Below are 13334 nucleotides of genomic sequence, written 5' to 3' on the forward strand. Positions count from 1 at the left end.
TGCCGATGTGCCTGTGCCGCGCGCGTACTCACAAAGGACGAGGGTACGGGGTCGGGGCCCTTTACCCGCCCTTGGGGCCGCCCGTCACCGCCCGGGCCGCCGCTGTCGGGTTCACTCGCCGGCGGGCGCCTGCTCGGCCGCCGTGCGGACGTCGATCTCCCGCCAGAACCCCGCCCGGATGGCGTAACGGTCGTGCTCGTCGATCTGGTCGTCCTTGTGGGCCAGCAGCCCGAAGCGGGCGGCGTAGCGCAGCAGCTCGCCGTCGATGCGGTGCGGGATGCGCGGGTACATGCCCGACAGCTTCTGCAGGTGGCTGTGGTCCCCCAGCCGCTCGATCCAGCGCCGCGCGAACACCTGACCGACCTCGAACGGGTCCCCGCCGACGGTCGTGATGTCCTCCTCCCGGTCGGCCCACCGCTGCTCCGCCGTGGTCAGCTGGGCCAGCGTCGGCATCGAGGCGGCCTCCGGGGGCTCGGCGACCGGCCGGTCGACCCACCCTTTGTCGGAGGACCAGCGCAGGGTCGCGTTGGCCGGTTGCGGGCTCGGCTGGACCCCGGGGGCCCGCAGGGCGGCGAGGTCCTTGGGGGTGGGCACGCCCTTGGGCGCAGGCACCCGCTCCTGCGTGCCGTTGTCGGTGACGGTGGCCGCCGATGCGTGCTCGCGCTCCTCGGCGGGCCGCTCTGCGGCCGTGAGCCCGGAGTCGGGCAGCGGTGCGGAGAGGATCGCGGCGATCTCGGGCCGGGGCACGGGCGGCGGCGCGCAGATCCCGCCGAGCTCCTTGGCCCGTACGGCCTTGGTGATCCACGTCCGGTCGAGCACCCGCCGCTCGTCGGCCTCGGCGACCAGGTCCTCCGACTGGTTGTAGTCCCCGTCGGCGGCCTGCACCGCCCACAGGTGTACGGCGACCCCGTGCTCCTTGGCCGCCATCATGCCCGGCAGCAGATCGCCGTCGCCGGTGACGAGGACGACGTCGGAGCAGGCGCGGTTGCGGGCCAGCTCGGTGAGCTCGGCGTGCATGGCCGCGTCCACGCCCTTCTGGGCCCAGCGTCCGTCGCTGCGGGTCAGGGCGCCGAGCCGGACGGTGACGCGGGGCATCACCCGCAGCCGGCGGTGTTCGGGCTGGGGCACCCGGTCGGGTGCGCCGTCGAACCAGTAGATGCGCAGCAGGGGCCGTTCGGTGTCGGACTCGGCGCGTTCGCGCAGGCCCTGGACGAGGGCGGTGTGGTCGACGGTGATGCGGGAGCGGGAGGGCTCCCCGGCGAGGAGACTGGCGGCGGCCCCCAGCAGATACCCGGCGTCCACCAGGACGATGCAGCGGTCCACGCGATCCACCCTCTTTCCGGGAGGTTTGCTTCGGGCTTCCTTCGAGTCTGCCCGACTACGCAGGTGTTAACGGCCCGAACTCGATCTTCGGCGTGGCGTTTCGGAGTGCGGTCCCCGTCCTCGCTCCCCGACAAGCCGTGTCACAGACGGTAATTATCCGACATGCGCTTGTTGTCAGCCTATGTGAATCTGGTCCCGGCCCTGGCCCCTAGATCCCCCACAGGAGGCAGATCACCATGGCCAAGAACAAGAAGCAGAACCGTAAGCAGCCGCAGACCGGGCGTGGTCAGCAGGCGGCCGAGCAGATCTCGATGGAGTCGCCGGCCGAGCAGGACGTCCAGCAGGTCACCCCGGGCCATATGGCCCGCAAGGGGCGGCAGAAGAGCTTCGGTCACAACTGACATCTGCATAAAGGGTTGTTGAGACCCAGGCACACGTCGAGGGGCGCACTCCGTACGGGGTGCGCCCCTTGCGCGTCCATGCCGTGCTCAGCCGGCCAGGCAGGACGGGCCGAGCAGCACCTTCAGGTCGCCGAAGAGCGCCGGGTCGGGCTTGACCCGGTGCCGGTCCAGCCGCAGCACGGTCGTCTTCGTCGGGCCCTGGAGCTTGATGCGGACCTCGCTCTCGCCCTTGTGGTGGGTGAGGATCTCGCCGAGGCGGCTGACCATCGGCGGGGTGACGCGGGTGGCCGGGATGGTGAGGATCACGGGCGCGTTGGTGCCCGCGTTGGACAGGTCGGGGACCTGGAGCTCCATCGCGACGAGCCGGGGCACGTCCTCGCGCTTGTCGAGGCGGCCCTTGACGAACACCACGGCGTCCTCGACGAGTTGGGTCGACACCAGCTGGTAGGTCGCGGGGAAGAACATGCACTCGATGGAGCCGGCGAGGTCCTCGACGGTGGCGATCGCCCAGGCGTTGCCCTGCTTGGTCATCTTGCGCTGCAGGCCGGAGATGATCCCGCCGATGGTGACGACCGCGCCGTCCGCGTGCTCGCCGCCGGTGAGCTGGGCGATGCCCGCGTCGGCCTTGTCGGACAGCACGTGCTCCAGGCCGAAGAGCGGGTGGTCGGAGACGTACAGACCGAGCATCTCCCGCTCCTGGGCGAGCAGATAGGTCTTGTCCCACTCCTCGTCGGTGAACTGCACGTCGAGGCCGAAGCCGGGCTCGCTGGTCTCCTCCTCGCCCATCCCGCCGAAGAGGTCGAACTGGCCCTCGGCCTCCTTGCGCTTGACCGCGACCACGTTGTCGATCATCGGCTCGTACTGGGCCGTGAGCCCCTTGCGGGTGTGGCCGAGGGTGTCGAAGGCGCCGGCCTTGATCAGCGACTCGGTGGTGCGCTTGTTGCAGGCGGTGGCGTCGACCTTGTCGAGGTAGTCGGGGAAGGAGGCGTACTTCCCCTTGGCCTTGCGGGCCTTGATGATCGATTCGACGACGTTCGTGCCGACGTTGCGGACGGCCTCCAGGCCGAAGAGGATCACGTCGTCGCCCTGCGCGGCGAAGTTGTGCACCGACTCGTTGACGTTCGGCGGGAGCACCCTGATGCCCATGCGGCGGCACTCGTTGAGGTAGATCGCCGACTTGTCCTTGTCGTCCTTGACGGAGGTCAGCAGGGCGGCCATGTACTCGGCGGGGTGGTTGGCCTTCAGGTAGGCGGTCCAGTACGACACCAGGCCGTACGCGGCCGAGTGGGCCTTGTTGAAGGCGTAGCCGGCGAAGGGCACCAGCACGTCCCACAGGGCCTGGATGGCCTCGTCGCTGTAGCCGTTCTTCTGGGCGCCGGCCTGGAAGATGGTGAAGTTCTTCGCCAGTTCGTCGGGCTTCTTCTTGCCCATGACGCGGCGGAGGATGTCGGCCTCGCCGAGCGAGTAGCCGGCGATGATCTGGGCGGCCTTCTGCACCTGCTCCTGGTACACGATCAGGCCGTAGGTGACGTCCAGGACCTCCCTGAGCGGCTCCTCCAGCTCGGGGTGGATCGGGGTGATCTCCTGGAGCTTGTTCTTGCGCAGGGCGTAGTTGGTGTGCGAGTCCATGCCCATCGGGCCGGGACGGTAGAGCGCGGAGACGGCGGAGATGTCTTCGAAGTTGTCCGGCTTCATCAGGCGCAGCAGCGAGCGCATGGGGCCGCCGTCGAACTGGAAGACGCCCAGGGTGTCGCCGCGCTGGAGCAGTTCGAAGGTCGTGGGGTCGTCCAGCGGGAGACTGAGGAGATCGATGTCGATCCCCTTGTTGGACTTCACCATCTTCACGGCGTCGTCCATGATCGTCAGGTTGCGCAGGCCGAGGAAGTCCATCTTCAGCAGGCCGAGCGACTCGCAGCTCGGGTAGTCCCACTGCGTGATGGTCACGCCGTCGGTGTGCCTGACCCAGACGGGCACGTGCTCGGTGATGGTCTCGCTGGACATGATCACGCCGGCGGCGTGCACGCCCATCTGCCGGACCAGGCCCTCGACGCCCTTGGCGGTGTCGATGACCTTCTTCACGTCCGGTTCGTTCTCGTACATCGCCCGGACCTCGCCCGCCTCCGAGTAGCGGGGGTGCGAGGGGTCGGTGATGCCGTTGAGGTCGATGCCCTTGCCGAGGACGTCGGCGGGCATCGCCTTGGTGATACGGTCGCCCATCGCGTACGGGTAGCCCAGCACGCGCGCGGAGTCCTTGATCGCGTTCTTGGCCTTGATCTTGCCGTAGGTGCCGATCATGGCGACCTTGTCGGCGCCGTACTTCTCGGTCACGTACCTGATGACCTCGACGCGCCGACGCTCGTCGAAGTCGATGTCGACGTCGGGCATGGAGATGCGCTCGGGGTTGAGGAAGCGCTCGAAGATCAGGCCGTGCGGGATGGGGTCGAGGTCGGTGATGCCCATGGCGTAGGCGACGATCGAGCCGGCCGCGGAGCCTCGGCCGGGGCCGACCGCGATGCCGTTGTTCTTGGCCCACATGATGAAGTCGGCGACGACGAGGAAGTAGCCGGGGAAGCCCATCGAGATGATGACGTCCATCTCGTAGTCGGCCTGCTTCTGGCGGTCCTCGGGGATGCCGCCGGGGAAGCGGCGCTCCATGCCGCGGCGGACCTCCTCCTTGAACCAGGTGACCTCGGTGTAGCCCTCGGGGATGTCGAACTTGGGCATGAGGTCGCGCTTCTCGAACATGCCGGCGGTGTCGACCATCTCGGCGATCAGGAGGGTGTTGCGGCAGCCCTCCTGCCAGGCGTCCGAGGAGTCGATGGCGTACATCTCGTCCGTGGACTTCAGGTAGTAGCCGGTGCCGTCGAACTTGAAGCGGTCGGGGTCGGAGAGGTTCTTGCCGGTCTGGATGCACAGCAGGGCGTCGTGGGCGGTCGCCTCGTGCGCGTACGTGTAGTGCGAGTCGTTGGTGACCAGCGGGGGGATGCCGAGCTTCTTGCCGATCTCCAGCAGACCGTCACGGACCCGGTGCTCGATGTCGATGCCGTGGTCCATCAGCTCCAGGAAGTAGCGCTCCTTGCCGAAGATGTCCTGGTAGTCGGCGGCCGCCTTGAGGGCCTCGTCGAACTGGCCGAGCCTGAGGCGGGTCTGCACCTCGCCGGAGGGGCAGCCGGTGGAGGCGACGATCCCCTCGGACCACTGCGAGATGGTCTCCTTGTCCATGCGGGGCCACTTCTGCAGCCAGCCCTCGGCGTAGGCGTCCGAGGAGAGGCGGAAGAGGTTGTGCAGCCCCGTCGCGTTCACGGCCCACATGGTCTTGTGGGTGTAACCACCGGAACCGGACACGTCGTCCCGCTTCTGGTGCGGCTGGCCCCACTGGATCTTGCGCTTGTTGCGCCGGGACTCCGGGGCGACGTACGCCTCGATGCCGATGATCGGGGTGACCCCGGCACTCTTCGCGGAGTGGAAGAAGTCGTACGCCCCGTGGAGGTTTCCGTGGTCGGACATGGCGATGTGCGTCATGCCCATCTCGTTGCAGGCGTTGAACATGTCCTTGAGCCGCGCGGCACCGTCCAGCAGCGAGTACTGGGTGTGGACGTGCAGGTGCGTGAACGGCGGCTTTGACACGGTGTGGCCTCCATGGAAAACACTCGGTGACGGGCGCGGGGACAGTTCCGGGGTCAGCGTCGAAGTCTATGCCTCGGCACTGACACTCGCGGGGCTCCCCCGCGTACCTTCACAGCGGGGGCCGCGGGCACTTCCGCGCGCCCTCGACCGTTGGAGACGACAGAAACGCTGTCGTACACATCCATGCACCAGGAGGCACCTCGCGATGTCGGTACCCCAGCTCAACGACGAGCAGCGCGGCGACGAGATCCTCGCCGTCTTCGACACCGCCTTCGGCCAGCTCCTGGCCGCCGACCCGGCCGCGTTCCGCGTGAAGTTCCGCAAGATGGCGGCGTCCGCGTTCGCGTTCTACCGCGGCACGGCGTGCCTCTTCTACCACGACCTCGACGCCGAGAAGCGGGGCGGCCCGTACCTGGACGAGCGCACCTCGCGGGTGTGGATCCACGGCGATCTGCACGCGGAGAACTTCGGCACGTACATGGACTCCAACGGCCGCCTGGTCTTCAACGTCAACGACTTCGACGAGGCCTACGTCGGGCCCTTCACCTGGGACCTGAAGCGCTTCTCCGCCTCCGTGGCGCTGATCGGGTACGCCAAGGCCCTCAGCGACGACCAGATCACCGAGCTGGTGAGGGTGTACGCGGGCGCGTACCGCGAGCGCGTCCACGCGCTGGCGACCGGCGCCAAGCGGGACGAGGTGCCGCCCTTCACGCTGGACACCGCCGAGGGGCCGCTGCTGGGCGCCCTGCGCGCCGCCCGCTCGCTGACCCGCTTCGAGCTGCTGGACTCCATGACGGAGATCCGCGACTTCGAGCGCCGCTTCGCCCCGGGCGGCGGCTCCATCGAGCTGGACGCGGCCACCCGCTACAAGGTCCTCGCGGCCTTCGACGGCTACCTGGAGACGCTGCCGGACTCCTCGCTGGCCCGCCCGGACTCCTACCGCGTCAAGGACGTGGTCGGGCGCCGGGGCATCGGCATCGGCTCGGCCGGACTGCCGTCGTACAACATCCTTCTCGAGGGGCACAGCGACGCCCTGGAGAACGACGTGGTGATCTACATCAAGCAGGCCCAGACCCCGGCCGTCTCCCGGCACATCACCGACCCGGCGATCCGGGACTACTTCATGCACGAGGGCCACCGCACGGTGATCTCGCAGCGCGCCCTGCAGGCGCACGCCGACCCGTGGCTGGGCTGGACCGAGCTGGACGGCGCGGGGCAGCTGGTCGCCGAGGTCTCGCCGTACGCGGTCGACCTGTACTGGGGCGACATCGACGACCCGGAGGAGATCGCGGCCGTCGTCGCCGACCTGGGCCGGGCGACCGCCACGATGCACGCGGCGGCCGACGACACCTCCGGCGAGTCCCTGGTGCCGTTCTCCACGGAGCGGGCCATCGACGCGGCGATCGCCGCCGACGAGGCGGGCTTCGCCGACCTCCTGGTCGACTTCGCGCACGAGTACGGCGCACGCGCGCGTGCGGACCACCAGATCTTCGTCGACCTGTTCCGCAACGGACGGATTCCGGGTCTGTAACCGACCGGCCGCTCACAGGGAACCTTTAGGGGTCCCTTACCGCGGCACGTGAAACACTCTCCACGCTATGGACATATCCGGGATCCAGCTCAGAGCCGTACGCGCGGCGCTGTTCACGGCACTCGTCGTGACGCTCAGCTCCGCGTCGCACGTGCTGCTGTCGCAGGTCCCGCTGCCGGTGAACACGGTGGCCGCGGTCGCCGCCGCCGTGTTCGCGGCCGCCTACGCCCTGGCCGGCCGCGAGCGCGGCTTCGCGCGGATCGCCGGGGCGCTGATCCCGCTGGAGCTGGCCGCCGACACCGTCTTCACCACCGGCCAGCACGTCTGCTACGGCCGTGCGGGCGGCCCCGTCGCCGGCCCCCTGCGCTCCGTCGGCTGGGACCTGCTGTGCGGCAGCAGCACCCCGGTCGGCACTCCACTGGCCCGCGTGACCGGCACCGGCACCGACCGGCTGGCGGCCCTGCTCGCCCACGCCGACCCGGCGACCGCCTGGCTGCTGCTCGGCGCGCACGTCGGCGTCGGCCTCCTCGCGGCCGCCTGGCTGCGCCGCGGCGAGCGGGCGCTGACCCAGCTGGTGCGCGCGGTCGCCGCGACGACGTTCCGTCCGCTCCTGCTGGCCGTCGCCGCGGTGGCCGTCCGGCCCGCCTCGGCGGTGCGGCGCATCCGGCGCCCCCGCCCGCCCGTCGCCGTCGTCCGCGACCGGCTTCTCGCGCACTCCCTGGGACGGCGTGGACCGCCGTGCTCGGTCGCTCTGGTCTGAGCGATCCGTCCCGGTCGCCCGAGCGACCCCCTGAGCACGATCAGTCCCCCACACGTATCCCGCGTACGACGTGTGCGCGTCCCACATGGAGTAGACGAACATGAGCAAGCGGAACACCCAGACGGCGAAGACGGCGGCCCGAGAGCGGCTGCGGGTCGAGCGCGAGCGCCAGGCCAAGAGGGCCAAGGTCAAGCGGCAGGTCATCGTGGCCTGCTCGATCGTCGCCGTGCTGGCGGCGGCCGGCGGCATAGGCTACGCCGTCGTCCAGGCCAACAAGCCCAGCTACTGGGAGGGCCTGAAGGACGCCAAGGTCGTCGCCCCGGCCCACACCACGGGCGCCAAGGGCACCACCGTGGTCATCGGCAAGTCGAACGCCAAGACCCTCAAGGTCTACGAGGACCCGCGCTGCCCGATCTGCGCCTCGTTCGAGCAGACCGTCGGTTCGACCGTGAAGAAGGACATCGACGGCGGCAAGTACAAGATCCAGTACATCGGCGCCACCTTCATCGACAACAAGGACAACGGCCAGGGCTCCAAGAACGCGCTGAGCGCGCTGGGCGCCGCGTTGAACGTCAGCGACGAGGCGTTCCTCCAGTACAAGTCCGCGATGTACTCGGCGAAGTGGCACCCGGACGAGACCACCGACAAGTTCAAGGACGACAACTACCTCATCAAGATCGCGAACACCGTTCCCGCGCTGAAGGACAACACCCAGTTCCAGAACGCGGTCAAGAAGGGCACCTATGACGCCTGGGCGGTGGCGATGTCGAAGACCTTCGACAACAACAAGGACGGCGTGACCGGCACGCCGGGCTTCGTCATGAACGGCAAGCAGCTCACGAGTTCCGACCAGAACCAGGGGTGGACGGTCGCCACGTTCAACCAGGCGGTCGACGCGGCCCTCAAGGGCTGACCCCCGCAGGGGATCTCACCTCCGCGTGAAGAGCGGGCGAACTTTCGGGGTTCGCCCGCTCTCGCGCGTACCGATCAGTAACCTGATCGCCCGTGACCAGTCGATACAGAACCTCCGAGGCGTCCCAGCCTCCCAACTCGCTCTCGCCCCGCCGCCGTACGGTCGTCAAGGCCGCGGCGGCGACCGCTGTCCTGGCCGGCCCGCTCGCCGCCGCCCTGCCCGCCCGGGCCGCCGCCGAGACCCCCCAGTTCCTGCACGGCGTCGCCTCCGGCGACCCGCTGCCCGACGGCGTCCTGCTGTGGACCCGCGTCACGCCCACCGCCGAGGCGACGCCCGGCTCCGGGCTCGGCCCGGACACCGAGGTCGGCTGGGTCGTCGCCACGGACCGGGCGTTGACGAACATCGTCGCCAAGGGCTCCGTCACGGCGACCGCCGCCTCCGACCACACCGTCAAGGCGGACATACGAGGCCTGCGCCCGGCCACCGACTACTGGTTCCGCTTCTCGGCCGGCGGCACCGACTCCCCGGTGGCGCGCACCCGCACCGCGCCGGCGGCGGACGCGGCCGTTACCTCCCTGCGCTTCGGCGTGGTCTCCTGCGCCAACTGGGAGGGCGGTTACTTCGCCTCGTACCGCCATCTCGCGGACCGGGGCGACCTCGACGCCTGGCTACATCTCGGCGACTACATCTACGAGTACAAGTCCGGCGAGTACGCCGCCCGCGGCACGGTCGTCCGCCCGCACGCGCCCGCCAACGAGATCCTCACGCTCGCCGACTACCGCACCCGGCACGGCAAGTACAAGACAGACCCGGACCTTCAGGCCCTGCACCTGAAGGCGCCCGTCGTCGCGATCTGGGACGACCACGAGTTCGCCGACAACGCATGGTCCGGCGGCGCGGTCAACCACACCGAGGGCGCCGAGGGCACCTGGACCGACCGCAAGGCGGCCGCCAAGCAGGCCTACTTCGAGTGGATGCCGGTCCGCCCGGCGATCGCCGGCACCACCTACCGCCGGCTGCGCTTCGGCAAGCTCGCCGACCTGTCGCTGCTGGACCTGCGCTCCTTCCGCTCGCAGCAGGCGTCCTCCGGCTCCGGTTCGGTGGACGACCCGGACCGCACGATCACGGGCCGCGCCCAACTCGACTGGCTCAAGGCCGGGTTGAAGGCCTCCGACACCACCTGGCGGCTGGTCGGCAACTCGGTGATGATCGCGCCGTTCGTCGTCGGCTCGCTCTCCGCGGACCTGCTCAAGCCGCTCGCCAAGCTGCTCGGCCTGCCCCAGGAGGGCCTCGCCGTCAACACCGACCAGTGGGACGGCTACACCGACGACCGCCGCGAACTCCTCGCCCATCTGCGGTCCAACGCCATCCGCAACACCGTGTTCCTCACCGGCGACATCCACATGGCGTGGGCCAACGACGTGCCGGTGGACGCCGGCACCTACCCGCTGTCGGCCTCGGCCGCCACGGAGTTCGTCGTCACCTCGGTGACCTCCGACAACCTCGACGACATCGTGAAGGTCCCCGAGGGCACCGTCTCCGCGATCGCCGCACCGGTCATCAGGGCCGCCAACCGGCACGTGCACTGGGTGGACACCGACCGCCACGGCTACGGCGTCCTGGACATCACCGCCGACCGCGCGCAGATGGACTACTACGTCCTGTCCGACCGCACGGACAGGAACGCGACCTCGACCTGGGTGCGTTCCTACCGCACGCGCTCCGGCACCCAGAAGGTCGAGCGGACCTACGACCCGGTGTAAGAAAATCCGGCGCCCGGAGCAACCGAGCGGATCTTGATTCCATCGAACAAACTGACGGGCCGCTGAGCCGGCGGCCCGTCAGTTCCGTTCTGATTGGAGTCACATGGCCACCCCCCAGAGTGTCCTGAGGAAGACCGCGGTGCTCGGAGCCGCCCTGGCCCTCGCCGGGATCACCGCCACCACCCAGGCGCAGGAGGCCTCGGCGGCACCGGCGTACGTGAACCTGACGGTGCTGGACGTCCACGGCGCGCCCCTCTACGCCAAGCCCACGTCCTCGTCGACCAGGTTCCGCGTGGAGCCGTTCAAGACGACCCTGCGGATCCAGTGCTCGACCACCAAGACCCCCTCGGGTGCGCTGTGGTTCCGGCTCTACGACTCCAAGCCGCAGACCTGGGTGTGGTCCGGGCACTTCGAGTCGCTGGTGCACAACCCCAAGGAGTGCTTCCCGGGCTGAGACCGCCGGCTAGAGCGTTTCGAGGAAGCCGAGTGCCACCCGCCAGGTGGCCTCGGCGGCCTCCTCGTCCCAGTCCGGCAGCCCGGGATCGGTGTAGAGGTGACCGGCGCCCGCGTACCGGTAGATCTCCACGTCCGCGCCCGCCCTGCCCATCTGCAGATACCAGGCGCTCAGCCAGTCGTCCGTCTCGAACGGGTCCGGTTCGGCCACGTGCAGCTGGACCGGCAGCTCGTCCACCGCGGCGTTCGGCGCGATGTCCGACGTGCCGTGCAGGAGCAGCAGGCCGCGGGCCTTGTCGTCGCCGAGCGCGAGGGTCTGCGCGATCGAGGCGCCCAGCGAGAAGCCCGCGTACACCAGGCCCCGCTCCGAGTAGGGCGCGGCGGCCAGCACCGCCCGCTTCAGCAGCTCGTCCTTGCCGATCTCGTCCTTGTGGGCCATGCCCTCCTCGACCGTCTCGAACGTGCGCCCGTCGAAGAGATCCGGGGTCCACACCTCGTGTCCGGCGCCGCGCAGCCGGTCCGCGGCCTCGCGCACCGCGGGCCTGAGGCCGTAGGTCGAGTGAAAGAGCATGATGTTCATGAGGCCATGGTGCCAGCCGGGAGGGACGGCGCCGTCCGGCGGCCGTACCCGTTTACCGCCGGAAGTCACATGTTCATGACCCCGCGAGGCCGGTTAGGTTCGCAGGCATGGAGAACGTACTCCGCCCTCTGATCGTGATCGGCGGGTCGGTCGTGCTCACGCTGCTCATCGGCTGGGCCACCGACCTGCTGCTGCGCAAGGCCGACGAACGTGACAGCGAGACACAACTGTGGGGACTGCTGCGGCGCGGCAGGTTCCCCTACCAACTCGTGCTGTGCGCCGCCCTGCTCAGAGGCTCCTACGACCAGGCCCGGCTGACGCGCGAGCACCGGGTGGCCGTCGGCCAGTTCCTGACCCTGGTCCTCATCGGGGCCGCCGCCTGGCTGGTGATCCGGATCGCCGCGGCGATCGTCGAGACCTCGTACACCCGTTACGCCCGTGCCCACCACGACGCCGCCCGGGTCCGCCGGGTGCGCACCCAGGTGTCGCTGATCATGCGGGTGGTCACCGCGATCGTCGGTGTGGTGGCCGTGGCCGCGATGCTGCTGACGTTCCCCGCGATGCGCGCGGCCGGCGCCTCCCTGCTGGCCTCGGCCGGCATCCTCGGCATCGTCGCCGGTGTCGCCGCCCAGTCGACGCTGAGCAACATGTTCGCCGGGCTGCAGATCGCCTTCGGCGACATGGTGCGCCTGGGCGACACGGTCGTGGTCGACGGCGAGTGGGGCACCGTCGAGGAGATCACGCTGACCTTCCTGACCGTGCGGACCTGGGACGAGCGGCGCATCACCATGCCCGTGTCGTACTTCACCTCGAAGCCGTTCGAGAACTGGTCGCGCGGCACCCCGCAGATGACCGGCATCGTCTACTGGCACCTGGACCACTCGGCGCCGGTCGAGGAGATGCGCGCCAAGCTCCGCGACATCCTGCGCCAGTGCCCCGCCTGGGACGGCCGCGACTACGGCCTCGCGGTCACCGACTCGACGCCCAACACCATCCAGGTCCGCGCCCTGGTGACGGCCAAGGACGCGGACGACATCTGGACGGTGCGGGTCACGGTCCGCGAGCAGATGGTCCGCTGGCTGAACGAACGCCATCCGCACGCCCTGCCACGCGTCAACACGGCGGAGGCGGTGCTGCCGCCGGGTCTGGTGCCGCACCAGGACGGCCACCGCCACCGCGCCTTCGAGACCCCGCGCACGGGGCGCGGCTGAGGCCGCGCGGCGCACGGGGGCGCCGCTCAGTGTCCGCGCTCGGCGCCCCCGTTGACCTGGAGGATCTGTGAGGTCACATGTCCGGCCCCCGGTGACGCGAGCCAGTGCAGGGTCGCGGCGACGTCGCCGGGGGTGCCGGCGCGCCCGTTCGAGGTCTCGGCGACGAGCCGCTCGCGCCGGGCCGGGTCGATCCGCGGCCCGAAGAACTCGGTGTCCTCGATGTACCCCGGCGCCACCACGTTCGCGGTGATCCCGCGCGGCCCCAGCTCCCGCGCCAGATCGTGGGCGTACGGATGCAGCGCCGCCTTGGCGCCCGCGTACGCCCCGCTGCCCGATCCCCGGTAGGCGGCGATGGAGCTGACGAACAGCACCCGTCCGCCGGGAGAGGCGAGCCGGTCCTTGAGGGCCTCGGTCAGGAGCACGGCGGTCAGGGTGTTGATGCGGAAGTTGACGGTCCAGGCGTGGGCGACCCGGTCGAGCGGATCCGCGCTCCCGGCCGGCGGCTCCAGCTGTCCGTTGCCCCCGGCGCCGTGGACCAGGACGTCCACCGTCCCGAACTCCCGCGCCACGAAGTCCGCGACACCGCGCACGGCGGCCGGGTCGCCGAGATCGGCGGCGTACGTCGAGGCGCCGGGCACGTCGGCCCGCTTCAGCACCTCCTCGCGCCGTCCGAGCAGCAGGACCCGGTCCCCGTCCGCCGCGAAGAGCCGGGCCGCCGCGAGCCCGATTCCCGTACCGCCACCGCTGATCACCACGTTGCGAGCCATGATCC

General features: G+C 69.9%; 11 protein-coding genes. 7 read left to right on the forward strand and 4 right to left on the reverse strand.

The features are described from left to right. Nucleotides 1-111: 111 nt before the first annotated feature. Nucleotides 112-1323 carry an NYN domain-containing protein gene (locus tag M8J74_RS02175; RefSeq protein WP_249834767.1) on the reverse strand — a complete coding sequence of 404 codons (1212 nt, stop codon included), beginning with the start codon at nucleotides 1321-1323 and terminating at the stop codon, nucleotides 112-114. 236 nt (nucleotides 1324-1559) lie between these two features. Here M8J74_RS02175 and M8J74_RS02180 point away from each other — a divergent pair, with 236 nt between their 5' ends. After that, nucleotides 1560-1724, forward strand: coding sequence for a hypothetical protein (locus tag M8J74_RS02180; protein WP_203237744.1), 165 nt, complete (start codon nucleotides 1560-1562; stop codon nucleotides 1722-1724). 87 nt (nucleotides 1725-1811) lie between these two features. Here M8J74_RS02180 and dnaE read toward each other — a convergent pair whose 3' ends face one another. Further along, complete coding sequence (gene dnaE, locus M8J74_RS02185; RefSeq protein WP_249834768.1) at nucleotides 1812-5351, reverse strand: DNA polymerase III subunit alpha; 3540 nt, start codon at nucleotides 5349-5351, stop codon at nucleotides 1812-1814. 205 nt (nucleotides 5352-5556) lie between these two features. Between dnaE and M8J74_RS02190 the strand changes: the two genes are divergently transcribed. The 5 genes from M8J74_RS02190 (at nucleotide 5557) to M8J74_RS02210 (ending at nucleotide 10772) form a co-directional block, all read left to right on the forward strand. Beyond that, entirely contained in the window at nucleotides 5557-6882 is a 1326-nt protein-coding gene (locus M8J74_RS02190; RefSeq protein ID WP_249834769.1) for a DUF2252 domain-containing protein, read from the forward strand. A 67-nt stretch (nucleotides 6883-6949) separates the two neighbouring features. Further along, a complete protein-coding gene (locus tag M8J74_RS02195; RefSeq protein WP_249834770.1) occupies nucleotides 6950-7642 on the forward strand; it encodes a hypothetical protein in 693 nt (230 codons plus the stop codon). Between the two features lie 100 nt (nucleotides 7643-7742). Then, on the forward strand, nucleotides 7743-8555 hold the full coding sequence (locus M8J74_RS02200) for a thioredoxin domain-containing protein (RefSeq protein WP_249834771.1): 813 nt from the start codon (nucleotides 7743-7745) through the stop codon (nucleotides 8553-8555). A gap of 92 nt (nucleotides 8556-8647) precedes the next feature. After that, the gene (locus tag M8J74_RS02205; protein ID WP_249834772.1) at nucleotides 8648-10318 is read left to right on the forward strand and encodes an alkaline phosphatase D family protein; all 1671 of its coding nucleotides are present in this window, start codon (nucleotides 8648-8650) and stop codon (nucleotides 10316-10318) included. A gap of 103 nt (nucleotides 10319-10421) precedes the next feature. Further along, nucleotides 10422-10772, forward strand: a complete 351-nt coding sequence (locus M8J74_RS02210) for a hypothetical protein (protein ID WP_058925858.1) — start codon at nucleotides 10422-10424, stop codon at nucleotides 10770-10772. 9 nt (nucleotides 10773-10781) lie between these two features. Here the strand turns inward: M8J74_RS02210 and M8J74_RS02215 are convergent, their stop codons facing one another. After that, a complete protein-coding gene (locus tag M8J74_RS02215) occupies nucleotides 10782-11351 on the reverse strand; it encodes a dienelactone hydrolase family protein (RefSeq protein WP_249834773.1) in 570 nt (189 codons plus the stop codon). A gap of 107 nt (nucleotides 11352-11458) precedes the next feature. Here M8J74_RS02215 and M8J74_RS02220 point away from each other — a divergent pair, with 107 nt between their 5' ends. Continuing rightward, nucleotides 11459-12562, forward strand: coding sequence for a mechanosensitive ion channel family protein (locus M8J74_RS02220; RefSeq protein ID WP_249834774.1), 1104 nt, complete (start codon nucleotides 11459-11461; stop codon nucleotides 12560-12562). A gap of 26 nt (nucleotides 12563-12588) precedes the next feature. On the opposite strand, the gene M8J74_RS02225 is transcribed toward M8J74_RS02220, so the two are convergent. Further along, complete coding sequence (locus tag M8J74_RS02225) at nucleotides 12589-13329, reverse strand: SDR family NAD(P)-dependent oxidoreductase (RefSeq protein WP_249834775.1); 741 nt, start codon at nucleotides 13327-13329, stop codon at nucleotides 12589-12591. Nucleotides 13330-13334 lie beyond the last annotated feature (5 nt).

Origin of the sequence: Streptomyces panaciradicis (assembly GCF_023516615.1) — a bacterium.
GTDB lineage: Bacteria > Actinomycetota > Actinomycetes > Streptomycetales > Streptomycetaceae > Streptomyces > Streptomyces panaciradicis.

What these genes read in the sequence shown, in the direction of transcription:
- M8J74_RS02180 (WP_203237744.1), top strand. Translation starts at nt 1,560, where the DNA reads ATGGCCAAGAACAAGAAGCAGAACCGTAAGCAGCCGCAGACCGGGCGT.
- M8J74_RS02190 (WP_249834769.1), top strand. Translation starts at nt 5,557, where the DNA reads ATGTCGGTACCCCAGCTCAACGACGAGCAGCGCGGCGACGAGATCCTC.
- M8J74_RS02195 (WP_249834770.1), top strand. Translation starts at nt 6,950, where the DNA reads ATGGACATATCCGGGATCCAGCTCAGAGCCGTACGCGCGGCGCTGTTC.
- M8J74_RS02200 (WP_249834771.1), top strand. Translation starts at nt 7,743, where the DNA reads ATGAGCAAGCGGAACACCCAGACGGCGAAGACGGCGGCCCGAGAGCGG.
- M8J74_RS02210 (WP_058925858.1), top strand. Translation starts at nt 10,422, where the DNA reads ATGGCCACCCCCCAGAGTGTCCTGAGGAAGACCGCGGTGCTCGGAGCC.
- M8J74_RS02215 (WP_249834773.1), bottom strand. Translation starts at nt 11,351, where the DNA reads ATGAACATCATGCTCTTTCACTCGACCTACGGCCTCAGGCCCGCGGTG.
- M8J74_RS02220 (WP_249834774.1), top strand. Translation starts at nt 11,459, where the DNA reads ATGGAGAACGTACTCCGCCCTCTGATCGTGATCGGCGGGTCGGTCGTG.
- M8J74_RS02225 (WP_249834775.1), bottom strand. Translation starts at nt 13,329, where the DNA reads ATGGCTCGCAACGTGGTGATCAGCGGTGGCGGTACGGGAATCGGGCTC.